Annotated in this window: 26 protein-coding genes; 11 read left to right on the forward strand and 15 right to left on the reverse strand. The window is 54.2% G+C overall.

Annotated elements, in window-relative coordinates; translation table 11 throughout:
* Positions 1 to 119 precede the first annotated feature (119 nt).
* Positions 120 to 638 (reverse strand): MarR family winged helix-turn-helix transcriptional regulator, encoded by a 519-nt coding sequence (locus tag O5O45_RS27325; RefSeq protein WP_305902468.1) that lies wholly within the window; start codon positions 636 to 638, stop codon positions 120 to 122.
* Positions 639 to 736: 98 nt separating this feature from the next.
* On the opposite strand from O5O45_RS27325, the gene O5O45_RS27330 reads away from it, so the two are divergent.
* Positions 737 to 1,603 carry a DMT family transporter gene (locus tag O5O45_RS27330; protein WP_305902469.1) on the forward strand — a complete coding sequence of 289 codons (867 nt, stop codon included), beginning with the start codon at positions 737 to 739 and terminating at the stop codon, positions 1,601 to 1,603.
* A gap of 6 nt (positions 1,604 to 1,609) precedes the next feature.
* Here O5O45_RS27330 and O5O45_RS27335 read toward each other — a convergent pair whose 3' ends face one another.
* Complete coding sequence (locus tag O5O45_RS27335; RefSeq protein WP_305902470.1) at positions 1,610 to 2,197, reverse strand: GNAT family N-acetyltransferase; 588 nt, start codon at positions 2,195 to 2,197, stop codon at positions 1,610 to 1,612.
* Between the two features lie 150 nt (positions 2,198 to 2,347).
* Between O5O45_RS27335 and O5O45_RS27340 the strand changes: the two genes are divergently transcribed.
* The 3 genes from O5O45_RS27340 to O5O45_RS27350 all read left to right on the forward strand — a co-directional run bounded on the left by O5O45_RS27340 (position 2,348) and on the right by O5O45_RS27350 (position 4,741).
* Positions 2,348 to 2,893, forward strand: a complete 546-nt coding sequence (locus O5O45_RS27340) for a hypothetical protein (protein ID WP_305902471.1) — start codon at positions 2,348 to 2,350, stop codon at positions 2,891 to 2,893.
* A 107-nt stretch (positions 2,894 to 3,000) separates the two neighbouring features.
* Positions 3,001 to 4,110 carry a PQQ-dependent sugar dehydrogenase gene (locus O5O45_RS27345; RefSeq protein WP_305902472.1) on the forward strand — a complete coding sequence of 370 codons (1,110 nt, stop codon included), beginning with the start codon at positions 3,001 to 3,003 and terminating at the stop codon, positions 4,108 to 4,110.
* Between the two features lie 364 nt (positions 4,111 to 4,474).
* Positions 4,475 to 4,741, forward strand: coding sequence for an EF-hand domain-containing protein (locus O5O45_RS27350; RefSeq protein WP_011400347.1), 267 nt, complete (start codon positions 4,475 to 4,477; stop codon positions 4,739 to 4,741).
* Between the two features lie 134 nt (positions 4,742 to 4,875).
* Here the strand turns inward: O5O45_RS27350 and O5O45_RS27355 are convergent, their stop codons facing one another.
* The 4 genes from O5O45_RS27355 to O5O45_RS27370 form a co-directional block, all read right to left on the reverse strand.
* A complete protein-coding gene (locus tag O5O45_RS27355) occupies positions 4,876 to 6,216 on the reverse strand; it encodes a sigma 54-interacting transcriptional regulator (RefSeq protein WP_305902473.1) in 1,341 nt (446 codons plus the stop codon).
* Positions 6,217 to 6,240: 24 nt separating this feature from the next.
* Entirely contained in the window at positions 6,241 to 6,858 is a 618-nt protein-coding gene (locus O5O45_RS27360) for a hypothetical protein (protein ID WP_305902474.1), read from the reverse strand.
* A 15-nt stretch (positions 6,859 to 6,873) separates the two neighbouring features.
* Positions 6,874 to 8,313, reverse strand: a complete 1,440-nt coding sequence (locus O5O45_RS27365; protein ID WP_305902475.1) for a HAMP domain-containing sensor histidine kinase — start codon at positions 8,311 to 8,313, stop codon at positions 6,874 to 6,876.
* Positions 8,314 to 8,428: 115 nt separating this feature from the next.
* On the reverse strand, positions 8,429 to 9,187 hold the full coding sequence (locus O5O45_RS27370) for a sulfite exporter TauE/SafE family protein (protein WP_305902476.1): 759 nt from the start codon (positions 9,185 to 9,187) through the stop codon (positions 8,429 to 8,431).
* 369 nt (positions 9,188 to 9,556) lie between these two features.
* On the opposite strand from O5O45_RS27370, the gene O5O45_RS27375 reads away from it, so the two are divergent.
* Positions 9,557 to 9,889: a hypothetical protein gene (locus O5O45_RS27375; RefSeq protein ID WP_305902477.1), complete on the forward strand. Its 333-nt coding sequence runs from the start codon at positions 9,557 to 9,559 to the stop codon at positions 9,887 to 9,889.
* Between the two features lie 12 nt (positions 9,890 to 9,901).
* On the opposite strand, the gene O5O45_RS27380 is transcribed toward O5O45_RS27375, so the two are convergent.
* Positions 9,902 to 10,645, reverse strand: coding sequence for a TerC family protein (locus O5O45_RS27380; protein ID WP_371747896.1), 744 nt, complete (start codon positions 10,643 to 10,645; stop codon positions 9,902 to 9,904).
* 28 nt (positions 10,646 to 10,673) lie between these two features.
* Positions 10,674 to 11,555 (reverse strand): ATP adenylyltransferase family protein, encoded by an 882-nt coding sequence (locus O5O45_RS27385; RefSeq protein ID WP_305902478.1) that lies wholly within the window; start codon positions 11,553 to 11,555, stop codon positions 10,674 to 10,676.
* 294 nt (positions 11,556 to 11,849) lie between these two features.
* Here O5O45_RS27385 and O5O45_RS27390 point away from each other — a divergent pair, with 294 nt between their 5' ends.
* From O5O45_RS27390 to O5O45_RS27405, 4 genes are all read left to right on the forward strand, one after another.
* On the forward strand, positions 11,850 to 13,064 hold the full coding sequence (locus tag O5O45_RS27390) for a DNA cytosine methyltransferase (RefSeq protein ID WP_305902479.1): 1,215 nt from the start codon (positions 11,850 to 11,852) through the stop codon (positions 13,062 to 13,064).
* A gap of 44 nt (positions 13,065 to 13,108) precedes the next feature.
* Positions 13,109 to 13,501 (forward strand): very short patch repair endonuclease, encoded by a 393-nt coding sequence (locus tag O5O45_RS27395; protein WP_127974064.1) that lies wholly within the window; start codon positions 13,109 to 13,111, stop codon positions 13,499 to 13,501.
* A 142-nt stretch (positions 13,502 to 13,643) separates the two neighbouring features.
* Positions 13,644 to 14,804, forward strand: a complete 1,161-nt coding sequence (locus O5O45_RS27400) for a hypothetical protein (protein WP_305902480.1) — start codon at positions 13,644 to 13,646, stop codon at positions 14,802 to 14,804.
* Positions 14,801 to 15,544 (forward strand): hypothetical protein, encoded by a 744-nt coding sequence (locus tag O5O45_RS27405; protein WP_305902481.1) that lies wholly within the window; start codon positions 14,801 to 14,803, stop codon positions 15,542 to 15,544. The genes O5O45_RS27400 and O5O45_RS27405 overlap by 4 nt, the downstream gene beginning before the upstream one ends.
* A gap of 130 nt (positions 15,545 to 15,674) precedes the next feature.
* Here the strand turns inward: O5O45_RS27405 and O5O45_RS27410 are convergent, their stop codons facing one another.
* The 4 genes from O5O45_RS27410 to O5O45_RS27425 all read right to left on the reverse strand — a co-directional run bounded on the left by O5O45_RS27410 (position 15,675) and on the right by O5O45_RS27425 (position 18,884).
* A complete protein-coding gene (locus O5O45_RS27410) occupies positions 15,675 to 16,220 on the reverse strand; it encodes a 3'-5' exonuclease (RefSeq protein ID WP_305902482.1) in 546 nt (181 codons plus the stop codon).
* 167 nt (positions 16,221 to 16,387) lie between these two features.
* A complete protein-coding gene (ansA, locus tag O5O45_RS27415) occupies positions 16,388 to 17,410 on the reverse strand; it encodes an asparaginase (RefSeq protein WP_305902483.1) in 1,023 nt (340 codons plus the stop codon).
* Positions 17,407 to 18,207: an alpha/beta fold hydrolase gene (locus O5O45_RS27420; RefSeq protein WP_305902484.1), complete on the reverse strand. Its 801-nt coding sequence runs from the start codon at positions 18,205 to 18,207 to the stop codon at positions 17,407 to 17,409. Before O5O45_RS27420 ends, ansA begins: the two co-directional genes overlap by 4 nt.
* Positions 18,207 to 18,884, reverse strand: a complete 678-nt coding sequence (locus O5O45_RS27425) for a DUF1722 domain-containing protein (RefSeq protein ID WP_164887409.1) — start codon at positions 18,882 to 18,884, stop codon at positions 18,207 to 18,209. The genes O5O45_RS27420 and O5O45_RS27425 overlap by 1 nt, the downstream gene beginning before the upstream one ends.
* A 435-nt stretch (positions 18,885 to 19,319) precedes the next feature.
* Here O5O45_RS27425 and O5O45_RS27430 point away from each other — a divergent pair, with 435 nt between their 5' ends.
* Positions 19,320 to 21,668 (forward strand): molybdopterin oxidoreductase family protein, encoded by a 2,349-nt coding sequence (locus O5O45_RS27430; RefSeq protein ID WP_305902485.1) that lies wholly within the window; start codon positions 19,320 to 19,322, stop codon positions 21,666 to 21,668.
* Position 21,669: 1 nt separating this feature from the next.
* Here O5O45_RS27430 and O5O45_RS27435 read toward each other — a convergent pair whose 3' ends face one another.
* The 3 genes from O5O45_RS27435 to queC form a co-directional block, all read right to left on the reverse strand.
* A complete protein-coding gene (locus O5O45_RS27435; protein WP_305902486.1) occupies positions 21,670 to 22,602 on the reverse strand; it encodes an AEC family transporter in 933 nt (310 codons plus the stop codon).
* 89 nt (positions 22,603 to 22,691) lie between these two features.
* Positions 22,692 to 23,345: a 7-carboxy-7-deazaguanine synthase gene (gene queE / locus O5O45_RS27440; RefSeq protein ID WP_305902487.1), complete on the reverse strand. Its 654-nt coding sequence runs from the start codon at positions 23,343 to 23,345 to the stop codon at positions 22,692 to 22,694.
* Positions 23,333 to 24,028 (reverse strand): 7-cyano-7-deazaguanine synthase QueC, encoded by a 696-nt coding sequence (queC, locus tag O5O45_RS27445; protein ID WP_305902488.1) that lies wholly within the window; start codon positions 24,026 to 24,028, stop codon positions 23,333 to 23,335. The genes queE and queC overlap by 13 nt, the downstream gene beginning before the upstream one ends.
* A gap of 216 nt (positions 24,029 to 24,244) precedes the next feature.
* Here queC and O5O45_RS27450 point away from each other — a divergent pair, with 216 nt between their 5' ends.
* A complete protein-coding gene (locus tag O5O45_RS27450) occupies positions 24,245 to 24,949 on the forward strand; it encodes a hypothetical protein (protein ID WP_305902489.1) in 705 nt (234 codons plus the stop codon).
* Positions 24,950 to 25,057 lie beyond the last annotated feature (108 nt).

Genomic DNA, 25,057 nt, shown 5'->3' on the forward strand with positions numbered 1-25,057 from the left:
TCATAAAACTAGAATAAACATTCTATTTGGTCAACAAAAAAAGAAAATTTGTTTTATTTTGGGGGCGTTGAGAGTAGATACCGGCGCAGCCCGGGTGAGCTGCGCCTGGCAGAACAGGACTATTGTTTGTTTTCGATGGTGACTAACCATTTGCGCAGCAGACCGGCAAGCTGCTCTTGATCGTCCCCTTCCAGCTGCTTGAGAAGCTCCCATTCTGTTTCCACGTGACTTTCCACTGCCTTGTCAATCAGCTCCATTCCCGCGTCAGTAAGCGCGACGATGACGCTGCGACGATCATTTTCATCGGGCTGGCGCTGTATCAGTTGTTTGCGTTCCAGTTTGTCCAGACGGTTGGTCATGGCGCCGGAGGAAAGCATCGCCGCTGTATAGAGCTGTGTGGGTGTGAGGCGATAGGGCGCGCCGGAGCGACGTAATGTGGCGAGCACATCGAACTCGTCAATCGAGAGCCCGTAGCCAGCCAGTGTTTCCTTGATCGTTTGGTGGGTGAATGCGTGTATCCGGTGCAAGCGCCCGAATATGCCCATAGGCTGGGCCTGCAGGTCGGGTTTTTCGGTTTTCCACTGCCGCAGGATAGCGTCAACATGGTCTTTTTGATCGTTCTGATTATTTTTCTTCATATAAAGATACTTGACGTTAAGCTAGTTAAAGAGGAATATCTCCACATAAAGATATCACGTTAAAAACGAGCGTAAACAGAAAACTTGAAGGAAATGTTGTGTATTGGTTGCTTGGCGTACTCGCCCCGGCCGTATGGGGCACCACTTATGTCGTCACTCAGGCTTGGTTGAATGATCTCGGCCCCTTGTGGGTATCTGTGTTGAGAGCATTGCCCGCCGGATTGTTGTTGATGTGTCTGGATCTGAAATCCCTGCGCCATATGGACATGCGTCGTAGCGCCATGCTAGGCGCGTTGAACATCAGCGTATTTTTCTTTTTCCTGTTTACCGCGGCGCTTCGGTTGCCCAGCGGTGTGGCGGGCACTTTGATGGCGCTGACGCCGCTGACCACGCTTCTGTTTCTATGGTGGTGGCAACGACAGGCGCCGAATCCCATTCAATTGTTGTGCGCTTTCGGCGGCTTGATTGGTGTGGGAGTGGTGATATTTCAGCCTTCTTCTCAAATTGATCCCATTGGCGTCGCCGCTTCTTTTGGCGCTGTCGTCAGCCTGACTGTGGGAACGTTCCTGGCCAAAAAATGGTCTCCGCCCAAAGGTATTCTGGCGTTTACCGGATTACAGTTGTTTCTCGGCGGTATGCTGTTGTTGCCTTTGGCCTTTTTGCTGGAGGGACCCATGCCTGCGCTGAATCGTGAAGCGATGCTGGGATTGCTGTGGGTGGATCTGGTGAATACCGCTCTGGGCTATCTCGCCTGGTTTATCGCCATGCGCCGTCTGCCTGTAAGCGCCTTGAGTTTCCTGGCGCTGCTGAGTCCTGTCAGTGCGGTGATCAGCGGGCGTCTGGTGTTGGAAGAGTGGTTTACGCCTGCACAGTATGCGGGAATCGCCATGGTGCTGCTCAGCGTGACACTGGCGCAGTTCGCCAAGGCCAAACCTCAGCCGAAGATGGCGCAACAGGCTTCTTGAGTCGCGTCAGGCTCCCGGGCGCAGCCAGAAAATCATCGGTTTCGAGCTGGCTGCGCTGTCTCCAATATCTTTCCAGGAATACTGGGTGACCATATTGGGATACTTGATGTAACCCCGTTTCACCCAGAACAGATCCATCGGCCGATAGCCCGGTGGGCGCAGGGGGTGGTCAATCGGGCGTTCGACGACGCAAAACGCAGTGATGCTGTAGCCCAGTTCTTTGGCGAAAGACTCCCGCTCATCGAAAAAGCAGTGCCCCAAACCCTGTCCACGAAACTCCGGCTCCAACACGGACTCTCCGAAGTAAAACACGTTTCCGGCGGAAATATGGCGATCACGGAAAGGCTGTTGGAACTCTTCATCCGCATCGCTTAACGGCAATCCGGTGGATACGCCAATCACTTTTTTTCCTTCCAGCGCCAGCACAAATAAGCTGTTGGCGGAGTCGGCATAGTTGGCCAGATAGCTTCTCTCGTATTCCATATCACCATCGTAAAGATAGGGAAATTCACGAAATATCTTGATGCGCAGTTTGGCGAGTTCGTCCAGCCAGGGGTGAATGGCGGCTCCGGCGACACGGGTGATTTTTGCCATAGCTATGCCTCTTATGGTGGTTGGACGCCTGCTTTTATTCCAATTGGTTGCAAGCGCCGCAAGTATATTCCCAGTTAATCTAATCCTAGGCTGGTTAAACGGCGTACACTAATACTGAGTATAAATTTTTTTCAGCGAAGGAGGTCTTCGATGAAAAGGCTTTATTACCTGACGCCCACGTTGCAAAGCGCAGAAAGAGTGTCTGAAAGTCTGCATGAACATGGCGTTACTGACTGGCATTTTCATATCCTCAGCAAGGACGAGGCGGGTCTGAGTCGTAGACGTCTGCATTCCGCGAATGTGCTGCATAAGCTTGATCTGATTCACTCTATGGAGAGAGGCTTGCTATGCGGCGGTCTGTTGGGCGGAAGTTTTGTAATTACCGCAATGATCTTCAGCGAATTGGGTGATTTGGCTCCACCCGCGGTATGGATCGCGCTGTTGGTATTCTGCGTGCTGGCCGGCACCTGGATTGGCGGTATGGCGGGCGTCAACATGGAGAATTACAAAATCCGTCGTTTCCATGACGCCATTGAAAACGGCATGCACCTGTTGATGATTGACGTGCCGAGAGAAGACGAGACTGTGGTAAAAACGCTGTTGGCTCAGCAGCATCCTGACGCTGTGGAGCAAGGGGAGGATTCAACGATCATCAATCCGTTTACATCGGAAGACGGCAAAGTCCATATCGTTTGACGCCCTTCATTTGCGTGGCGGCGAATGTAGCGCCGTCAGCATATACAGGCGGGAAGCAGGGTTTCCCGCCTTTTTCTTATTGAGCCGGTTCAGACATTGAGGATGGAATGAAAGGAATTGTTTCCAGAGCCCTTCGCGGCCTGATGTTAATCGTTTTATTGACGACACAAAGCGCTGAAGGCGCGGATAAGTTCAAGGTCGAGACGGTGTTGCAGTATTTGGATCAGCCATGGAGTATGGCGTTTCTTCCCGATGGCGGCTTGCTTGTCACCCAGAAAACCGGCGATCTGTTACGCATAAACCTTAAAAAGCAAAGTTTCACGGTGGTGAAGGGGACGCCGGAATCCGTTGTTCACGGACAGGGCGGGCTGCTGGATGTGATGCTGCACCCTGAGTTCGACGCGAACCGTTGGGTCTACCTGACGTTCACGCAGAAAAAGCCGGGGGGGTATACCACCGCTTTGGCGCGAGGGCAGTTGCAAGGTGATGAGCTGACTGGAACGAAAATACTGCTCAGCGCACGCGCTGTGAGCGGTGAAGGCAGGCATTTTGGCTCGCGGCTGGCGTTTGATGAACAAGGCTTCTTATACATGACCATAGGCGATCGGGGAGATCGTCGTAATGCGCAGAACCTGCAGTCCCATGCCGGCAAAGTCCTGCGATTGACGGCGGACGGGGCTGCGGCTCCCGGGAATCCTTTTTTGAACCGCGCTGACGCATTGCCGGAAATTTTCTCCTACGGTCATCGTAATCCCCAAGGTTTGACATACGACTCAGGCAGTCAACGTTTATGGTTGCACGAGCATGGTCCCAAAGGTGGAGATGAAGTCAATCTGGTGCAAGCCGGAAAAAATTACGGTTGGCCATTGGTCACCTACGGTAAGGAATACTGGGGCGGAACCATTTCTGAGCAGACGGAAGCGCCCGGCGTGGAAAAGCCTGTCTGGTATTGGGATCCGTCCATTGCGCCGTCAGGCATGGCGATATACCGGGGGGATATGTTTCCTCATTGGCGTGGGGACTTACTGGTTGGCGCGCTCAAGTTTCAATTGCTGGCCCGGGTGGAAATGAACGAGGTGCGGGCGCAAAAGGAAGAACGCTTTCTGCAGGAGCGTAAGTCGCGTATCCGGGACGTCAGGGTTGGGCCTGATGGCGCCGTATATGTCCTGACTGACGGGAGCAACGCGGAGCTATTAAGGCTTTCCCCCGCTGATTAGACCACTTCTGCAAGCGGGCTTTGTCGCTGATAGCCGACATGTAACCATTTGATATTTAAGTATTTATTTTTACTTGCAAATCATCCTGTCGCTGATCAGAGACAGAAATCCCTTCTGCTACGCACTCAAAATCCGACTTTAGGCGCTCCAATATTCGTATCTATTTGAAAATAAGAGACTTTTCTGAATTGGCGCCGATATTGTTACTAATCTCTTCGAGGGGAAGCTGAAGTGGCCGACGCCGGATCGCTGGATGCGAACTATCGCGGCAAACAGGCCGAAGGCTTCAATTCACCGCCAATGAAAAGCGCACTCCGGAGAGAGAGCGTTATATACCACATAAAGTGAAAGAGGAAAGTTTACCATGAAGAAGATTGTTGCCTTTGCATTAGCATCTGTTCTGGCTGGCCCTGTTTTGGCTGAAGATACCCAGACTACAGACATGATGGAATCTGAAGCCGAGTTTGTCGCATTAGATGCTGACAAAAATGGTTCAATCTCCCAAGAAGAAGCTGCAGCAGACGCTGGTCTGGCGCAAAGCTTCGCTAAAGCAGACGCTGACCAAGACGGCGCTGTAAGCAAGGACGAATTCGTCCTGTACACTGGCGAAGCTACTGCAGCTGGTCAGTAATTGACCCAACCGGCGCTTTATGCGCCGGTGACACGTTCTTTACTACCTAAAGAACTGTCTTCCTAGCCCTGTTGATGTCGTTTTGAACTCTAGATGAGTTGCCGGCCCCTTCGCAGCGTTCCAGTTCGGCGGAATTAGCTGTTCTTGAAGGCGGCCGGGTCTATTTCATACTTAGCCAATAACTTGTAGAAATCCGTTCTGTTCCTTTGGGCCAGCCTGGCCGCCTGACTAACGCTTCCTTCCGTAATTGACAGCACTTTGGTGAGATAACCACGCTCAAAGGTCGCCCGCGCTTCGTTGAAAGAAGGCAGTTCCGGCGCACGATTAGCCAGCGCCTGTTTAACCAGCGCTGCGCTGATGATGGGATTGGTGGTGAGCGCAAGGGTCTGCTCCACTACATTCACTAATTGACGGATATTGCCGGGCCATTTGGCTTCGCATAACAGCGCCATGGCTTCCGGCGCAATGCCTTTCACGAAACCGTTACGCTGATCTTTGCGTGTGGAGAGGATGTGTTTCACCAGGGCGGGAATGTCCTCGGTGCGTTCTTCCAGCGGAGGCAATGCGAAATTGACCACATTCAGACGGTAATACAAATCCTCGCGGAACTCATTATCCTCCATGGCCTTTTCCAGGTCACGGTGCGTCGCCGATAAAATACGCACGTCCACCGCTTCGTTTTCTACGGATCCCAAAGCGCGAATCTGTTTTTCCTGAATGGCGCGCAGCAGTTTCACCTGCAGAGATAGCGGCATGTCGCCGATTTCGTCGAGAAACAGCGTGCCTCCAGATGCGGATCGGAACAGTCCCGGATAATCTTTGACTGCGCCAGTGAAAGCGCCTTTGGTGTGGCCGAATAATTCTGATTCCAGCAACTGTTCCGGCAAGGCGCCGCAGTTGATGGTGACGAAGGGTTTGTTGGCGCGTGGACTGGCTTTATGAATCGCCCTGGCTAACAGCTCTTTACCGGTGCCGCTGGGGCCGGTAATGAGAATGTTGACGTTGGTTTGCGCCGCCATTTTGGCCTGCTCCAGCAACTGCTGCATGCGACTGCTGGTGCTGATGATTTCCTCACACCAGGATTCGGACATGTGGTGTTGAGTCTGGGACAACGCCGCTTCAATAGTGTTGAGCAGTTGCTCCTTTTCAATCGGCTTGGGCAGGAAGCCGAACACCCCTTTTTGTGTGGCGGACACCGCCTCGGGGATGGTGCCGTGGGCGGTGATGATGATCACCGGCAGACTGGCGTTGATCGTTTGCACACGTTCGAACAGGCCGATGCCATCGATCTCGTCCATGCGCAGATCAGTGATCAGTAGATTGAATTTATGTTGCTGCAGTTGCTTCAGCGCTTCCGCTGCGGACTCGACCGCACACACGTCATAGCCCGCAGACTCCAGTCTGATCGACAGCAAACGCAGCAGGCTGCTATCGTCGTCAACTAACAGGATTCTGGGTTTGGCGGGATTTTTCATAGGCTCGACTGATTCTTGTCTGAGTTAATACTGGTCCTGCGTCTCTTTCTTTTCCGTGAGATTCTGCTCGATGTTGGTCAACGCCTCAATCTTCTTGCGCAATTGATCGACCTGACGTTCGAGACGTGCATTTTCCCTTCTTAACTGGCTGGTGGAAGTAATGCCGTCGAGGCGGAACTTCAACTCCGACTTCAGCCAGCGCACGTAGTCGCCGGGAACATCGTCCTCGGACTCCGGCATGGTGTTGATAAGCAGCATGGCTTTACGCCAATTGTCAGGACCGCTTGGCAGGGCGGCGAGTAATGTGGCCCGTTGCAGGTGTACTTTCCAGAGGGGAATGCTGTCTTGAGGAATCGCCAGCAGGCTTTCCAGGGCCAGCAGTCTGGCTGAACGCTCTTCCTGGCTTAAACGCTCTCCGGTGAGGTAGTAGTCCAGCCAGTTATACTCGGGATTTGCTTCCTGCGATACCGCCACTAACGCATCCGTCTCTCGAACCGGCGTATCGACAATCTCTAACTGCTGGATTCCGGGTTGGCTGGCGGGGCGACTCTCATCGTTGTCCCCTCGCTCCCAGTCCATCGGCCACTGGACACAGGCCGACAGCGATAAGCTCAATGGTAAGAGGTAGAAGTAGCGTTTCATAAGTAGTGAATGTTCCTATATTGCGCTGACGACTGTCCGCGGCAGATAAATGGCGAAACTGACCAACTGTCCAGTCGTGGTCAGCAGCTTGAGTTCGCCTCCCTGAGTCTGTATGCAGTCACGCGCCACAGACAAACCGATGCCCGATCCTTTCACTGCGCCGCTGCGTTTGACCGAACCCTGATAAAAAGGTTCGAAGATGCGGCTGCGTTCTGCTTCTGGAATCGGCGCGCCCGTGTTGGTGACGCGCAATATAAAGTGATCGCCTTCTATATTCCACTCCAGCCAGATGCGGCCCTCGCTGGCGCCGTAGGCGATGGCGTTGGAAATCAGGTTGTCCAAAGCCGAATGCAGCCGTGGACGCTCTGCAGTAAGCGTGAGTTGTGGCCCGCCGACGCAGATAATCTGGCGTTTGTGCGTCAGCGACAGCCAATGCAGGTGCAGCAGTTCTTCGACCAGCGCAGACATATCAAAGGTCATTTTTTGCGCTTGGCCGGAAAAATTCAAGCGATTGAAACTTAAAAGATTTTCAATTAACTGTTGCAGCGCGCGGCCATTCTCATTCACGAGATGGAGCACTTCACGCTGGCCGTGGGAGATCTGCCCCACCACCTCTTCCTGTAACAAGGCCACGCCCTCACGAATGCTCGCCAGTGGCGTTTTCAGTTCATGGGATACGTGGCGCAGGAACTGCTGCTTCTGATTCTCGACTTGCGACAGGCGCTCCTGCAATGAATTCAATTCTTCCGCCAGTTGCACCAGCTCTTGCGGTCCAAACAATTCGATAGGCTTGTGGCGCCCGATGCTGAGTGTGCGAATCGCCGCTTTGAGTTGTCTGACGGGGCGTACGATGAGATAGGTGAATAAGACAATCAGGGCCAGCGTCACTGGCGCCAGCACCAGTGTAGATTGAATCACGTTTTCTCTCGCCTGCGCAGCGGCTCGGCCCAGCTCATGCAGTTTATCTTCAGAAAAGGTGCGGGCCTGCAGAATCAAGCGGTCGGCGGAGCGTTGCAGAGAGGAGAATTCCGCCATTTCCTTGGTCAAGGCCGGACTGTTGGGCTTCTCTTTCTCCAGTTTGGTTTGCAGGTCCAGTTGTTGATCTTTGACTTCCTTCAGTAAGGCCTGCGCTTCGGGAGTCCCCAGCAACTGCGCTATTTCGGTCAGCGGCGCCAGGAATTGTTCCGAGGCCGATTTGAACAGGTCCACCAGCGCTTTATCGCCAATGACCATGTACTGACGCGCGACTCTCTCCATATCGATCAAAGAGGCTTTGGCGTTGCGGCCGTTCTGCGCCATGGCGACGGAGTCTTCGGTCACTGCGCGACTATCCAGCGCCAATGTCTGTAACGAGACGGTGGTGTGGTACAGCAACAGCCCCAAAGGCGCGACCACTGTCATCAGGGAAATAAGCACCAATTGCCAGACTGCTTGGGGTTGAAGTCGCTTGAACATGATTTTCCGGAAAATGCGCGGCGGGGCCGACAGATATAGACGTGCAATCGGCAGCCTACCGTTAAGCCGCTGTACTGTCTAGCGTTGCTACCGCGGTTTAATCTTGCGTTCAGATTCAGAGCGCAATCATTTTCAGGCTGGACAGGGTAATGCTGACGCCAATGAGCAAGAGCCCGATAAACACCATACGGCGCAATTGCGCATCAGCCAGAGGCAGGCGATAACGTTTCGCCGCCAGCGTGCTCAGCCATACTACTGGCAATCCCGCCAGCCACAGCCACCAGGACTCTGGTGAAATACTTTGTAGCGCCAGAGCCAAGGCGACCCGAAGTATGGAAGAGGTAAAGAACATCGCCTGCAACGTGCTGCGGATAGCGTCCAGGGACAGAGGCTGGCGATACATCAGGAAGGCCGCCGGGGGACCGAAAGTGGCGAAGAGTCCGCCCATCATGCCGGCGAGGGCTCCAGTGGCGGCGAAGGTCGCGTCATGACTGGGCTGAGGCGCCGCATGGGGCTTGAAGGCGATGATCAGACTGCTGACCGCCAGCGCTACGCCAAGAGTCAATTGAATATAGGCGCTATAGGCCTGCGCATATTCCAGCAACCAGACGCCGGCGGCGATACCGGGGACAGCAGCGGCCAAGCACCAGAATAACGAACGCCATTGTACATGATGAGTCATGCCCTTCAGGGCGGTGGTGGTATTGGTCAGGCTGAGCAAACTGATGGCCAGTGTGAGTGTTTTCAAGTCGGATAAACCTAACAGAGTGCATCCGCCAAGAAACACCAGGCCAAACCCGAAGCCGACCCAGGTTTGAATGGCGGCGGCGCCAGCCAGAATCACAAATATCAGCGACCAGTCAATGAAAGCCATACCATCAACAACCTGCATCAATGCGAGTGGGGTAACCGGCCAGGTCTGAAACAAGTGCGTGGGAGCGACCCTTCGCTTGCGACAAAGAGTTGTGACTGGGCCGGTGACGACTTTTGCGGGGAGCCCGCAAGAATGCCGCAGAATAGCGCAAATTTTGACGAGTGGTCTAAGTAAATGCGCAATCGGGGTGCATATGTTAGGTGTTAATACCTATAATGCATTCCGGCAATAAAGGGACAGTCTGTCTTGTTATGGTCCGCTGGGCAGGGTGAGGCGTGTCCTCCGCCTCCTCGGGCCAGGGTTGGCTTGTCGCTTGCTTGATATTGCTGTCGAAAGATGTAGGAAGTACCAACGCTATCAGGAGGAAGCATGGTCTATACAAAGGAAGCGATCGACTTACTGCAACTACTCAGACGCCGGTTTCGTGACGAGGACATCGGTCTTTTGCACCTGAATGATCCAGAAGCATTGGAACATGTGATTGTCTGGGCGCAGAGATCAACCAACGGAGAAACCAAAGATCTGGCCTTTAAACTAGCGCAGATCGCCAATATGCCGCTCAGCCGTCGTGATCTTGAACGGGCGCCAGGGGAAATGAGCCGGCGCCTGTACCGGGGCCAGGAAATTCTGGTGGAGCGTAAGTCCCGTGAGGACGGAAATGAGCGCCCTGTGCGCATGTATCGGGGGCAGGTGGTGGCCTGACCTGGTAACGGTTCAATTGGCGTTGTCGGCGGAGGCCTGACGACGCCGCAAGTTTTTGCGACGTTTCAGGTTCAACATTTCTACCGCCAGAGAGAACGCCATGGCGAAATACACGTAACCTCTTGGAATATGGAAATCCAAGCCTTCTCCCAGTAGCGCCACGCCAACCAGTATCAGGAAACTCAGCGCCAGCATCTTGAGAGTGGGGTGCGCATCAACGAAATCGCCAATAGGTTTGGCGGCGACCATCATAATCAATACGGATAAGACAATGGCTGTCACCATTACTGGGATGTGGTCGACCATTCCGACAGCGGTTATGACCGAGTCGAGACTGAACACGATATCAATGATGGCGATTTGTGTGAGGATGCCGGCGAAGCTCGCGGCTTTGGGCTTGAGGCTTTCCTCTTCGCCGCTGCTTTCTACGTCGTTGTGAATTTCATGAGTGCTCTTTGCGAGCAGGAACAAACCACCGCCGATCAGAATCAGGTCGCGTCCCGATATTTCCTGACTCAACAGGGTGAACAAGGGCTCTGTAAGCGTCATGATCCAGGTCAGGGAGAGTAATAACAAAAGGCGGGTGGCCATCGCCAGTCCCAACCCTAATATTCGCGCCTTATCGCGCTGATGTGGCGGCAGACGACCGACCAGGATGGAAATAAACACAATATTGTCGACGCCCAGCACAATTTCCAGTGCAGTCAACGTGGCGAGCGCAATCCAGGCTTGTGGATCAAGTAACCATTCCAACATCAATGTGCTCCTTTCATTATCGGTACGGTCATTGAAGGGGGAAGGCCGCCTCCCTCAAAACGTTCATCGGGCCCGCTTTTTTAATTGTAATAAGCTGTTCTTCCTTTCCGCAGAGTAGTGCGCCTACAAATCCCAGAGCGTTAATGGATATACCCTGAAAGCGCTCGTTACGGCGAGGAACCAACATCATCCAGCGGCGAGTGGCCAGTAGATTGTAGGGGGCGGGTGGCGTATCGGGCGTGACGGCCAGATCCAGCTCCCTCAGCCATTGGCGGTAAGTTTCGTGCAATGCGGCCGGCTCTGGAAGCGAATCAGAGAAGCGCATGAACCCGTGTCGGAATGGCAGCGAATCTTCAGCGCTGGGCGACGACGCCAGGCGAGCGTCCAGTGGCGTAGGCATATTTTCTTGGCTGGAAGAAAGCGGCAACGGAATCGTTTGTAGATGCTTGTGCCTTTGGCTGGCCCCCGCCAGTTTACCGCCGTTGAAGAACACCAGACCATCTACCGCCTGCAACGCCCAATGCAGCGCTTGCATGTCGGAAATGCTGAGCGCTTCGCTTTGTTCTTCGAACTGCGCCGTCACCATCAAAAAGTGATTGGGCAATACGTTGAACTTGTTCAGGAGGCAGACGTAGCCATCGTTAATGTGTCCTACGTACAGCGCTTCGTCATAGGGCAAAAACGGATTGTCGGCGGTTTTGGGCGCTGAGCCGTCCTCCTGCAGCGTGGCGTTGGCGTTTTTACGTTCAAGGTTTGTCAGCAACCGCAGAACGAAAGGAACGCCTTCATCTGGATAGATTTCCTCTCGCGTAGGAAGGGATACCAGTGCGCCGCTGGCGAGGGCGCTTTCTGAAACCTGCCGCAACCGTTCAGGCAGCGCTTGGGGCGTTAGCGTGATCTTGCTCGACATCGGCGGCGATGACTCCGTTGCTATTCATCTGGCGGACAAGTAGAGCCTTTCTATATAGTCTGCAATGAAGGGGCTCGCGTATGTCAGGTTCTGTTTTCTGCGGCTTGTCGCCGCGCAGTGGCGTTCGGGAATTCAGCGATTATTGAAAGCCAGCCCATGGCAAATAGCAACCGCTAAGACGCTGATTAACGAGATGGTCATTCAACAAATAGACATGTCCAGTTCGATAGGCCTTGGCTATCAGGCGTGTTTCCCCTAATCTTTCCGGGTTTTCCCTCAAAGCAGTCCAGAATAATGAGCGATAAGACGTTTATAGAATTTTTCGCCGGTATTGGTTTGATGCACGCCGGATTAGTGGGGACTGGTTGGCGATGTAAGTACGCCAACGATATCGACCCCAAGAAGTACCATATGTATCGTGATCGCTTTGGCGACGCCGGCTACTATCACATTGGCGATGTCTGGGAGACCGACGAGGTCGTGGGGCGGATCGAGCAGACTCCGTTACTGGCGACGGCCTCTTTTCCCTGCGTAGACCTGTCATTAGCAGGCAAGCGCAGTGGCTTGTCCGGAGACGAGTCCGGCACATTTTATGGTTTTGCCGCGGCGTTAAGGGGGCTGAAGGAAAAAGGCCGTCAGCCCAAGATGGTGCTGATCGAGAATGTCATGGGGTTTCTGACCGCCAACAAGGGCCGGGATTTTCAGGCGGCCTGTCAGGAGTTGGCGGATCTGGGCTATTGGATCGACGCCTTCTCTGTGGACGCCAAGCATTTTGTGCCGCAAAGCCGTCCGCGGATATTCATTCTTGGCTGCTTGCAGGAAGCGCTGCCGGACGGGCACAGTCTAAAACCCGACGATGTTGTCGGCGTCGCCGATTCGGAATGGCGTCGCCGTATTGACGCTCAGGAAGGGATACGCCCCAAGAGTGTCAGGGCGGCTTTGTTGGGCATGAATTTGCCCACCGGTCTTTTTTGCCAGGACGTTAAAGACTTGCCGCCGGTCAAGACCAATCTGAGGGATGTGATCGATGTTGACGCTGGCGAATGGTGGGAGCCGGAGCAAGTCAAGAAGCACTGGAATGAGATGAGCGCCGGACATCAGAATGTGCTCAGTGAGTTGAAGCGTCAGGATGAATTCAGCGTTGGCGGCATGTATCGCCGGGTGCGTAATGGCGAATCGCGGACGGAAATCCGCACGGACGGTATTGCAGGCTGTTTACGTACGCCAAGAGGGGGCAGCAGTCGGCAAATGGTGTTTGTCGCAGGCAAGGGAAAATTGAAGATGCGATGGATGTCCCCGGTCGAGTATGCGCGCCTGCAAGGCGCGTCCGACTTTCCCATCAGCGTGGGCGTCAATCAGGCGTTGTTCGGCTTTGGCGACGCAGTGTGCGTACCCGCTATTGAGTGGATCGCCCGTCATTGTCTGGAGCCGATTTATCATACTTTGACGTTGCGGGAGAGCCGTAAGGAGAGTATTCAGGCGGACTTGTTCGCCTCCAGTCCGGCCTGACGCCGGACTTGGATTCATCAGAAGGAGTGGGGCGGCGAGCAAATATGAAGCGAAGCGAAATCATGGCGGCGGTAAAGTCGAAAGACACGACCCCCGAGCTGAAAGTTCGCAAACTGCTCCACTCCCTGGGTTACCGTTACCGACTGCATGCGGGCGATCTGCCCTGCAAGCCGGATATTGTCTTTCGATCCCGCAAGAAAGTGATCTTCATCCATGGCTGTTTCTGGCATGGACACCCCTGCAAACGCGGCGCCCGCATGCCAAAGACCAACGCGGAGTATTGGGTCAAGAAAATTGGTCGCAACATCGAGCGCGACCGACGCGGCTATGAAGCGCTGCATAATCTGGGGTGGCGTTGCCTGGTTTTGTGGGAGTGTGAATTGAAGGACGAGGAAGCGTTGCAAGCCACATTGCAGGCGTTCCTGAAAGAGGATTAGTAGAACATTCGTATAAGTCTTTAATTTACAATTTCCCTAGGGTATTCCCCATCAGCCCAAAGACCTCGGGCGCTTAGGCGATGGTTATTTACTGTTCACTAACTAGAATTATTGCCTTTCTGGTTATTACAAGGACAGTATCATGCAGGAACGGACTCTGCCTCCCTCTCATCAACTTATCCCGTTGGAATACCCTCAGACTGGCTGGAGCCTGCGTAAAAAGCGCCACGGCAAGCAGGTCTACATCACCCGTGAAGCCAATCAGTTTCTACTCAATTTGAACGACTATCAGAAAAACGAAGTCTATCGCGCCCTATCCAAAATCGTCGCCGAAGGCGGCTATGGACTCACCAGCGGCGGCCTGAAAACCCGGCCCATGGCCATGCGCTCAAAAACCGACGCCATTGCAGCGGCGGGGATTCTTAATCTGGTCTACTCCGTGAACTCAGAGAAGATTGTGGTAAATGCGATTGGGTTGAATAACGAAGCTATTGGCTATAAAAATCCTGTGTCCCAAGAACAGACATGTTTATATGAAATCTCACGTAAATCATCCGTCAGATACGATGAGTACTCTTCAGCGCAAGATATTCAGGATTTAACCGGAGCATGGGGGGAACCCATAGGAGTCATTGAAATTAAAACGGATCATGCCGCGGTAAATGGTATGCAAAACCCGTTAGATAAGGCCCGATGGTTAATGGGAGTGCATCTGGATACTGCATACTGGGATGATCATATTAGTCGATATACACTCTTCCATAACCCGACTCAGGGCTTTGTTCAAGATGTTTTCGAGTGTATTCAGGACAAGATTGGAAGCTCGAAAGCCGCAAAACAACTCGCAGCAGTTATGGTGGACTGCCAAAGAAAGGGACGCTCCGTTAAGTGGGTATGTCATAGCCAAGGCGGTATCATTTTCAGTCGTGCGGTAGAGTTGGTAAATAGAATGGGGGTTACACTGGAAGGTCAAAAAGTAGCTATTCATGCGGGAGGGAACAAGAAAGCGCGTGCCGCTAAAGCATTCGACTCAGCTAACCTTGAAGTTGTCGATATGGACAGAGACAGTCCGTTTGATTTTGTGCCTAATCTAGCTGGTGGAAATAATTGGTCTTGGTCTTCAGTACGTCGCTGCTACCAGTTTGCGAAGTTGGTGGTTAGTGATAAAAACCCAATGCAGACGAGTCCCCATACGTTACCTTTTCTTAGTTTGGAATGTAGCATCCGTCACCTGCAAATGAATGGATACGAGGACGAAGCAAATCGTGTCATTCGAGAACAAAAAAGGTTGAGTCTAGGATGATGATTAAAAAGATACTGATGCCTTTTATAACTGGTAAGGGGCCAGACTTTGGACAATTAAAACCACTAAATTGTAGAGCTGGCGATTATCTGTTGCATTGCCAGCTGCCCGGCAATGTCCACATGCCCACTAAAGGGAGGGAGAAAAAGCCTGATGTGGTTAACCTTCGACAGGACATGTTTGAAAGTATGTGCGGGCAAGTGTTTAACCGACGCTGCATTTCCATTGGTTTTGAGTGGTGGTCATACAGAGGGCTCATCTTCCAAGGTGCGATGGGACAGCTTGGCGACTTGAGCTTAAATATAGACGTCAATCAAACAGCACCTACCAAGCGCTTAGTTCCCAATGACCTCTTAAACTTAGAGTCTTATTTGAGACAAGACTTCTGGGATTATTACGAGACAGAAGGCGATGGCGGTATTAACTGGAGGGCGCGAGAAAGATTTAAGAATGACCCTTTCACAAACGGCGTTGCTCCCCAGCAATATCTAGTACAGCTACCTGACAACTATGAGGTTGTTGATATCAATAATGTCAGCTGGCTTGCATACTACTTAGTGGGGGAGGGGACGACAGGCACTAAGCATAGTTATTATTGGGCTTGCCCCTTAAATGAAAACTTTTATCTAACTGTGCGATTTCAAATCAACTTTGAACTAGGCGATGCGAGCATAAGACTGGAACGCATGCTAACCGACGCAAAAAAAATCATGTCGATGGTGGAGTTGCGCAAGGAGTGAGGTCTTTCGTTGCTTCAGTTAAATCCTGAATGACCTGATCGTTCAGGCCATTCAGGCTATCCGCTGCACTTACGTTTATAATTTTATATCGTCTTACCGGGTTTACGCCGGTTTATAGAGATCGTTAATCTCAGGCCGCGCCTAAAGCAGCGTGTTGAGATCGGCATTGCTCTGAGCCACTGGACCAGTGGTAGGTCATCTGCAGAATACGGGCGTCGCCGCTGGCGCGGTGACGAGGCAGTCCCAGCATTTGTTCGACTCTGGCGCGGGTCGCGCCCCAAACTGATTTCTGCGTTTCCGACATCAGCATGCTGAGCGGCTCTACTTTAAACTCCATCGGTACGCCAGCTTCTGCGAACAGCAGAGACAACCAGGCGAAATCCTGTCCCCAGGCGTCGCTATAGATGGTTTGCCCGGCTAATTGGGCGTTAAGATCCCGGGCCACGTCCCGTACATCTTTACCCCGGGCGGCCAAGGTCTGTCGGCTGACGCCGTGGGCCTGTTGGGCGCTTTCATCCCAATCCGTCCAGGTAGGTTGTGGTTTGATCAGACTGCAATAAGAAAATCCATCCGCGCGAATAAAACCTACTTCAATGGGGTAGCTGCCCCGGCCGAAACCAGAGGCCTCCACATCGATAATCGCAGGTAAGCTAGCTTTTGGTTGGTTTTGAGCCATGTCAACCTCGCGTTGAGTTAATGGTGAGGCTTGATGTACTTCTTCTTATTTTGCTCGGGCCCTTAGGTCCAACGTTTGATACGTGGATCTACGTACCCGCTGTTGAGTGTGCAAGCATGTGTCAAAACCGGACTTTACGCAAGCTATTCTTTATCTGATTGATTTAGCTAGGATTTCTTCGCCGTAATTTCTCCGGCGCGAGGCTTGCTGATTGCCGTCCGAATTTCGTCACTGCTTAGGCCCAGGGCGCATAAATGATGCAGTTTGGCGAAAGCCGCTTCCACGGTCATATCGCCGCCTCCCAACAGGCCGGTCTTCGCCAGCTCCGAGCCAGCGGCGTAACTGCCCAGATTGACGCTGCCGGAAGTGCACTGGGTCAGACTCGTTAGGACCACGCCGCGTTTATGGGCTTGCTCCAGCGCTTTCAGGAAGGGTTTATCGAGGCTGGGTCCGTTGCCGACGCCATAAGTGCGCAAGATCAGCGCGCGACAGGGCGTCTGCGTCATCGCCTCGATGACTTCCGCTTCAATCCCCGGATACAACGACAACACGCGCACTTGGGCGAAGTTATAATCCGGCAGCTCAAAACGGATCTTATCGGGAACAGGCAGTAGCGCGTGTTGATTCAGCTCAATATAGATGCCGACGTCGGCGAGATGGGGGTAATTAGGACTGGCGAAGGCTTCAAAGCCTGTGGCGAGCAATTTGCTGCTACGGTTCCCTCGCAGCAAGACGCCGTTAAAGTACAGGCAAACCTCAGGAATACGGTAGGAACTGGCGAGTTCAATCGCGGTCACCAGATTGGTTTGAGCGTCATTGCGCAGCTCGCTGAGGGGAATTTGAGAGCCAGTGACGATGACGGGTTTGGTCAGGTCTCGCAACAGGAAAGACAACGCAGAGGCGGTGTAAGCCATAGTGTCAGTGCCATGCAAAACGACGAAGCCGTCGTAATCGTCATAGCGGTCGCTGATGTCTTTGGCGATACGGGCCCATTCCGGCGGTCTGATGTTGCTGCTATCAATGGGGTCTGGATATTCGAAGAGGTCGTAATCCGGCATGTCCATGGACAAGCGCGGAGGAATCTTTTCATCGATCAGTTTCTGCAGGCCGCTGACGGCCACATAACCTTGTGGAGAGCGCACCATGCCGATGGTGCCGCCGGTATAGATGATGAATATACGTTTGCTCATTCGGAATCCTCGTTCATCAGGAAACGTTCGGCTACGCGGGCGAAGAGTTCCGGCTTCTCCGCGTGCAGCCAGTGTCCCGTATGCGGAATGACCCGCAAGCCTGCTGCGGGAAACAAACGCGCTATATGCTCACGATGCTTGGGCTGGATGTAGTCGGAGTTTCCACCCTTGACAAACAAGACGGGCCCGGTGAAAGGCTGCTGTGCATCCTGGCCCGCCATAATATTCATGTAGTTCTGCTGAATCGCCGGTAAGTTCATGCGCCAGGAAAAGCGTCCGTCCACGCCTTTCTGCAGATTCTTCAGCAAAAACTGACGTACGGGCAATTCCGGCACGTAGGGTTTGACCTGCTCGTCGGCTTCCTGCCGGGAGGTCAGCGACGCAGGGTCCAGAGCCGTGAGCCCGGCGAGAATGTCTTTGTGATGGGGTGGATAGGCGACTGGCGCAATATCCGCCACGATCAGTTTTTCAACGCGCTGAGGGTATTCCAGCGCAATCTGCATGGCGGTCTTGCCGCCCATGGAGTGTCCCAGCAGGTGGGCTTTGGCGATGCCTGCATTGTCCATGTAGCGGATGACGTCCGCCGCCATGAGGGAGTAGTCCATCATCTGCGCATGAGGCGAGCGACCGTGATTGCGCATGTCCAGGGAGTGAATGACAAAATTATCGGCAAGCAATCGGGCGATGCCGCCCAGATTTTCCATAGAGCCGAACAGGCCGTGGATCAAAACGAGGGGCGCTTTTTCTCCAGCAGATTCCTGAGTGTTTCCCTGAACGCGATGATGCAACTGCAGCATTAATGTTTACCTTCGAATAACCAACACCAATAGGCTAGTTCGCCCAAAGCCGTGGAGTTTAGCAGATAGGCGGACTGATGTTTGCCCGCCAGCAGCTGAATCTCCCGGAATACGGTTGGAAGAGGCGTATTGTCGGGCTTGAGCTGGGAAAACTGAGAAATATAGCCCCACATATGCCAGACCGCGTTGCGTAAACCTCCCAGAGGAGGCGGCACGCGCAGGGCGGCGACCAGTTCTTCCGCCAGATCGCCCAAGGCGATTTCACGGGCGGCGACGGCGCGGCCAAGGGATTGATACATGCCTTGATTACGCGCCATGACCGAGTATTTATGCTGCGCCCACAGGGCCTGGTCGTTGCGAGGGCTGGGAAGACGCGCGCCAGCCTCTGCTTGTGGCCATTGTTCTTCCACGGGCATGCCGGGGCGGGCGGGCCAGATCAAGGATTCCCCTGAAGCGTGAATATAGGGAAGGGTGCTGTTCTGCCGCAGGTTAATCTCGCTGACCACCAGGTTATACATGGTCATCAATGCGTCAACATGTCCCCGCCACGACTTCAGATGGGGATCCTGCTGGATTTTTTCCGGTTTCCTGATGGCTCCCTGCAGCATATTTAGCTGGTGCTGCAGCTGAGGTAGGCTGAGGTAGCCTGGATCGATGTCAAAAAGAAATTGTGGCATAGGGTTCGCCAGATGGCCTCTTGTTCGGTTGGTTGTCTCGTTCTCTATAGTCGTTTTAGTTATGAGTCCGTCATTTACAGCGCCAGACGCCCAAAATAACGTTTTGCAAAGGCAAAATGTAGACGCATGTGCAGCAAAGAACGACATTAATTTCCGCACTATGTGAAAAAAGTATTGCTGTTGCGATGTGAAAGCGCCGTGGTCCCACGGTTCGGCCTAAAAAATGTCTTATTCGGCCATTGGTCTGTTGCGTGGCGGACTTTTATGATGGTTTTTACGCCGCGTTGCGGCGCATACTCTGAAGCATCGGGACCTGAGCGGTAAATATGAAAAAAAGGTTAGACAAAAAGTAACAGCTTGACGCTGCTGGCGTCAGCCAAAAAGCTCTGGTTCCCGAACTGGATATAACAATACCAAGAAGAGCGAGGTCCGCGCATGACTGTGAATACTGGCGCCGAACAAGAGTCCCGGCGACTCCATTTTAGAAACTGCACGCTGTGCGAAGCCATGTGCGGCCTGCGCATCGAAACCCATGGCGACGAAGTGGTCAGCATCAAGGGCGACGCCGAGGATCCATTCAGTGAAGGGTTTATCTGTCCCAAAGCGGTGGCGTTGCAAGACCTGCAGAATGACCCGGATCGGCTGCGTCAGCCGTTGCGCCGCACGGCCGATGGCTGGGAGGAAATATCCTGGAACGAAGCCCTGGATTATACTGCGCAGCGCCTCATTCAAGTGCGTGAGGAGCATGGACGCAATGCGTTGGGGGTGTATTTGGGGAATCCCAACGTGCATGACCACGGCAACACTCTCTTTATTCTGCCGTTCCTGCGCGCATTGGCCACCAGAAAGCGTTTTTCCGCCACGTCTCTCGACCAGCTTCCGCATATGCTGGCCAATCTCACTATGTTTGGCAATCAGGGGCTGTTTCCGGTGCCGGACATTGACCGCTGCGACCTTTTTGTCTGCATAGGCGGCAATCCTTTGGCGTCCAATGGCAGCCTGATGAGCGCAGGCGGCGTTGAGCGCAGACTCAAGGCTATTCGCGAACGCGGGGGCAAAGTCGTCACCATTGATCCGCGTAAGGCGGAAACAGCGAAAGTGGCGGATGAGCATATCTTTATCAGACCTGGGACGGATGTGTTGCTGTTGCTGGCGATCATTAACGCGCTGTTCGACGAGGATCTGGTCAACCTGGGCCATCTCGGCGAGATCATTGAGGATGTAGAGTTAATCAGGCTGGCGGGAGAGGCCTATCCCGCTGAACGCGTCGCGCAAGCCACCGGCGTGGCGGCGGAGGACATTCGGCGATTGGCCAGGGATCTTGCGCAGACCCGTCAGGCAGTTTTATACGGAAGGATGGGCGTCAGCGTGCAACGCTATGGCGGTTTATGCGTCTGGTTGATTTACTGCATCAACATACTGACTGGCCATCTGGATCGACGCGGCGGCCTGATGTTTACCCAGCCCGCTATTGATCTTCCCGCCATCGGCGCGATGTCTGGACATAAAGGACATTTTGACCGCTACCGTAGCAGCGTGCGTGGTTTGCCGGAATTTGGCGGCGAGTTGCCAGCGGCGACACTGGCGGAGGAAATTCTGACCGAGGGGCCCGAGCAGATCAAAGCCATGGTGGTGGTCGCGGGCAATCCTGTGCTGTCTTCGCCCAATGGCGGACGGCTGGATGAAGCGTTTAACTCCCTGGAGTTTATGGTGAGTATTGATATGTACGTCACCGAAACCTCCCGTCATGCGGATATCATCCTCCCGCCCGCAGGTCCCTTGCAGCGCAGCCATATTGATATCGTGTTCGCCACGCTGGCGGTGCGCAACACTGTGAAATATTCCCCGCCATTGTTTCCGAAGGAGGAGAACGAGCTGCACGATTGGGAGATATTTCTGGAGCTGTCGCGGCGTTTGAGCAGTCGTGATTTGCGTTCGTCTATTGAAGCGGAGATCAAGTACAAACTACTGAAGCGCTTGGGGCCTGATGGTCTGGCGGACATTTATCTTCAGCTGGGTCCCTATGGCCGCGACCTGCCGGCGTCGGAGCGCTGGTCCGGTTATCTGGAGAGAGCGTTGCAGGCGCTACATCCCGGACATCCGTTGCGACAGCTCTGGAAACAGGGCCCCTTGAGCGATGAAAATCGCGACTTACCGAAAGGGCTCTCAATCAAGACATTGCTACAGCATCCTCACGGCGTGGACCTGGGCCCTCTGCGTCCCTGCCTGCCGCAGCGTTTATTCACCAAGGACAAGCGCATTAACCTGGCGCCGAAGATATATCTCAGCGACTTGTCCCGGGTGAAAGCGTTACTGAGTGAAAGTGCGGACGAGGCTTTGCTGTTGATCGGCCGTCGCCATGTACGCTCCAACAATTCCTGGCTCCACAATAGCCATCGTCTGGTGAAGGGCAAAAACCGTTGTACGCTGCTGATGCATCCCCGCGACGCCAGCCGCTATGGAGTCCGTGACGGCGAAGACGCGGAGGTGCGCTCTCGGGTGGGCGTGGTGACCTTGCCTGTGGAGGTGACGGAAGACATTATGCCCGGCGTCGTCAGCATTCCCCATGGGTGGGGACACAAGCGCAGCGGCGTTAACTGGCGCACGGCCAGCGCTCATGGAGGCGTCAGCGTAAATGACCTGACTGACGAGTTATGGGTGGATCCTCTGTCCGGCAATGCGGCGCTGAATGGCGTTCCGGTGACAGTGAAGTTCGCAACTGGACGCAAAGGCAAAAGCCGAGGCGCGGCTGCGCAGAAGCAGGACGGCTCCGTGGCGGTGTGATTCAACCCCACCACTGCAACGCCGACGTCAGCAGGGAGAGCGCCAGCGGCATGGTGATCATGGCCATCAGCGTTTGCGCGCTGATGATGCCGGCCATCAATGGCGCATCGCCGCCGAGTTGGCGCGCCAGGATATAGGAGGCCGTCGCAGTAGGCAGGCAACCAAGTACGGCGAATACGGCGACATTGAGCGGCGGCAGCTGCAACGCCAACGCGCTGCCGACGAATATCAGCGGGAACAAACCCAACTTGAAGGCGCTGCTGATCATGAGTGAGCTGCCGGCACCCTTCAGGTTACGCAAGTCCAGTGCGGCGCCGACGCACAACAGGCCCAACGGCAGCGCCATGCCGCCCACCAGCTTTAATACCTGATTGACGGCGTCGGGAAAGCCGACCCCCAGACTGTTGAAGGTCAGTCCCGCCAGACTACCCAGTATCAGTGGGTTCGTGACGATCGCTTTGCCCACGCCGCGCCAGCCGGGCGCTGATTGCTCCACATAAAGCGCGAAGGCGCCGATGCACAGCACATTGATCAAAGGGATCATAATAGACATGGACAACGCCGCCAGCGCCAGTCCCTGATCGCCCTGTAACGCCTGCACGGCGGCCAAGCCCACATAAGAGTTGAAGCGTACGGCGCCTTGATAAACAGAGGTGAAACGAGAGCCTGACCAGCGCCGCCAGCGTTGTATCGCTAGCATCAAGGCGGATGCAATGGCAAACGCCAGTAGAATCGCCAGGAATAAACGATCCAGCATCAGCCCGTCCCGTTTGGCGTAGGTGAGCTTATCCACCAGCATCATGGGAAACAGAAAATAATAAAGAAACTTTTCCGCGGGCGGCCAGAAGCTGTCGCCGGGAAAGTTAAGCCGGCGCATGCCGTATCCAATGAGGATGAGTATGAAAACGGGAATGAGGGCGGCGCTGACCTGCATATATTAGCGTCCGTTAGGATGTCGAAAATGAAGATTATCGGGGCCGCCCGCCCTGTGGATCTATACGCAGTAATGGCTAAGCGGCGGAATCAGTCGATACCTAAGATTTTATGGAGCTGCACGCTCAAGCGCCATTTTGGATGGCGCATACAGAAATCCATCGCCAGCTTGGTATTGTGAATCTTGCGCTCGTCTTCGCCTTCTTGCGCCAAAGGGTTGGCCATGGGAGACAAATAATAGCGGCCGGCGCGAATATCATCGAATCGTTCCGGCGGCGCTTCCGGCTGCGGGTAGACCAACTTGAGTTCGTCGCACTCTTTGATCACCACGTCAGCACGGCCTTTGGGGCTGACGCATAGCCAGTCGATGCCGGCGGGTGTGGGCAGGGTGCCGTTGGTTTCCACGGCGACTTCGAAGCCTTTGGCGTGGAATGCCTCAATCAACGGCTCATCCAGTTGCAACAGGGGTTCGCCGCCGGTGCAGACAACAAAGCGCTCGCCTTCTTCCTGCGGCCAGAATGACAGAATGCGTTCCGCCAGTTCCTCCGCTGTCGCGAATTTGCCGCCATTCTGACCGTCCACGCCGACGAAATCCGTATCGCAGAAATTGCAGACGGCGCCGGCGCGGTCCTTTTCACGTCCCGTCCACAGGTTGCATTTACTGAAGCGGCAGAACACGGCGGGGCGTCCTTGGTGCGCCCCTTCCCCTTGCAGGGTGTAGAAAATTTCTTTTACCCGGTACATACAGACTCATACGCCACGGGATCAACCGCGTTATTCATTTCGAAGGCTTCCAGACGTTCGACGCAGGAGCCGCACTTGCCGCAGGCTTTTTCGCGACCGTTATAGCAAGTCCAGGTTTGCCCGTAATCCAGACCCAACGCCAGACCTCTGCGCAGAATTTCGATTTTCGTTTCGTACAGGTACGGTGCGCGGACTTCAACCGGCTCATAGTTGGCCAGCTTGGACGCTTCACTCATGATTTCCACGAACGCCGGGCGGCAGTCTGGATAGATCGCGTGGTCTCCGCCATGGGCGCCGTAATAAACAGCCTCGGCTTTAAGAGACACGGCATAGCCAATCGCCAGAGACAACAAAATCATATTGCGATTCGGCACCACGGTGGACTTCATGTTCTCTTCTTCATAGTGCCCTTCCGGCACTTGAATATCGTCAGTCAGAGACGAGCCGGCCAGCAGAGAATTGATGGCGGTGATGTCGATGATCTTATGGGCGACGTTCAGGCTTTCGCATACTTGTCTGGCGCATTCCAGTTCTTTGCTGTGCCGCTGCCCATAGTTGAAGGAAAGGGCGAAAACTTCTTTGCCTTCCGCCACTAACTCGTTGAGAAGAGTGAATGAGTCCATACCGCCGGAGAAGATGGCGACGGCGCGATTCGGAATAAGGGACGTGTCAGACTGATTCATTGCCTACCGCTTGTGAGAGAACAAAAGCGCATTATACCGCGGGCTATAGTGGCTGTCGTCCGTTCATGCCCTGATCCTGGCGTTGGAAAAGCGGCAATTTGGGGAAAATCTGCTATACAGAAAAGAAGGGCCGGCGTCCCGTGATGCGCCGCGCCCTGGCGTCGTTTCATCGCGATCTCCGCTCCCGGGCGAGAGAAGTACCAAGGGGGAACGCCTATGAGTCCGGTTCAGCTAGCCCTATTGGGTCAGGTCTTCGCAGTCGTACTCTGCCTGATCGCCGCTCTGGCGATGCTTGGATTGGGCGCGGAAAGAATGCGCCGTCAGCCGATCAAAATCAAAACGGAAGAGAAGCGGCGTCGCCGTCAGGGCGGCATGTTTATCATCGGCGCGTTAGTCTGGGGTGGATTGGCCTACCTGCAAACGCCTGAGCGCAGCAATTGGGAGATGGCGGCGCAAGTGGAGGATTGGCCCAGTCTGCTCAACATGATGCCCGCCGCTGCGGCAGGCATTCCTCCGCAGTTCAGCGATCTCTCCACCGAAGACAACGCGTTGATCACGGCGCGAGTGGCTAGTCTGGCGGAGGAGATGTTGTTGTTCCCGGATAATCCTGATTTCGTCAGTCTGCGTAACTATCTCGCCAGTGAGTTGGTGCAGTCTGAGCAATTTGATCGTTATCCCGATCCGGTGCTGATAGACCTCTCCAGCCGCGCCGACAAGGCCGCCATCAAGTACATTGCGGATGAGCGTCCCGGGATACTTACGGTCATTTACTATACCTCCGGCGCTAAAGATCAGAGTATGCTTGTCTACTGGCCTGAAGTAGCCGGCGACCAAATAATATACACGCCCATATCGGGAGCGTCGGCTAAAGCCGCAGTCATTCTGCTGGAAAAGGAACTTGCCGACGCCGGAGCGGGATAGGCGCTCCGCCGTGTTTAAGATCGACGTCCTCCACATCGGTCCGTTCGCTACAAGGCGCGTTGTTGAAGTGGCCGGTATTGGCGCCCCGTCTTGCGACAGGGGATCGTG

This window comes from Hahella sp. HNIBRBA332 (genome assembly GCF_030719035.1).
Taxonomy (GTDB): Bacteria; Pseudomonadota; Gammaproteobacteria; order Pseudomonadales; family Oleiphilaceae; genus Hahella.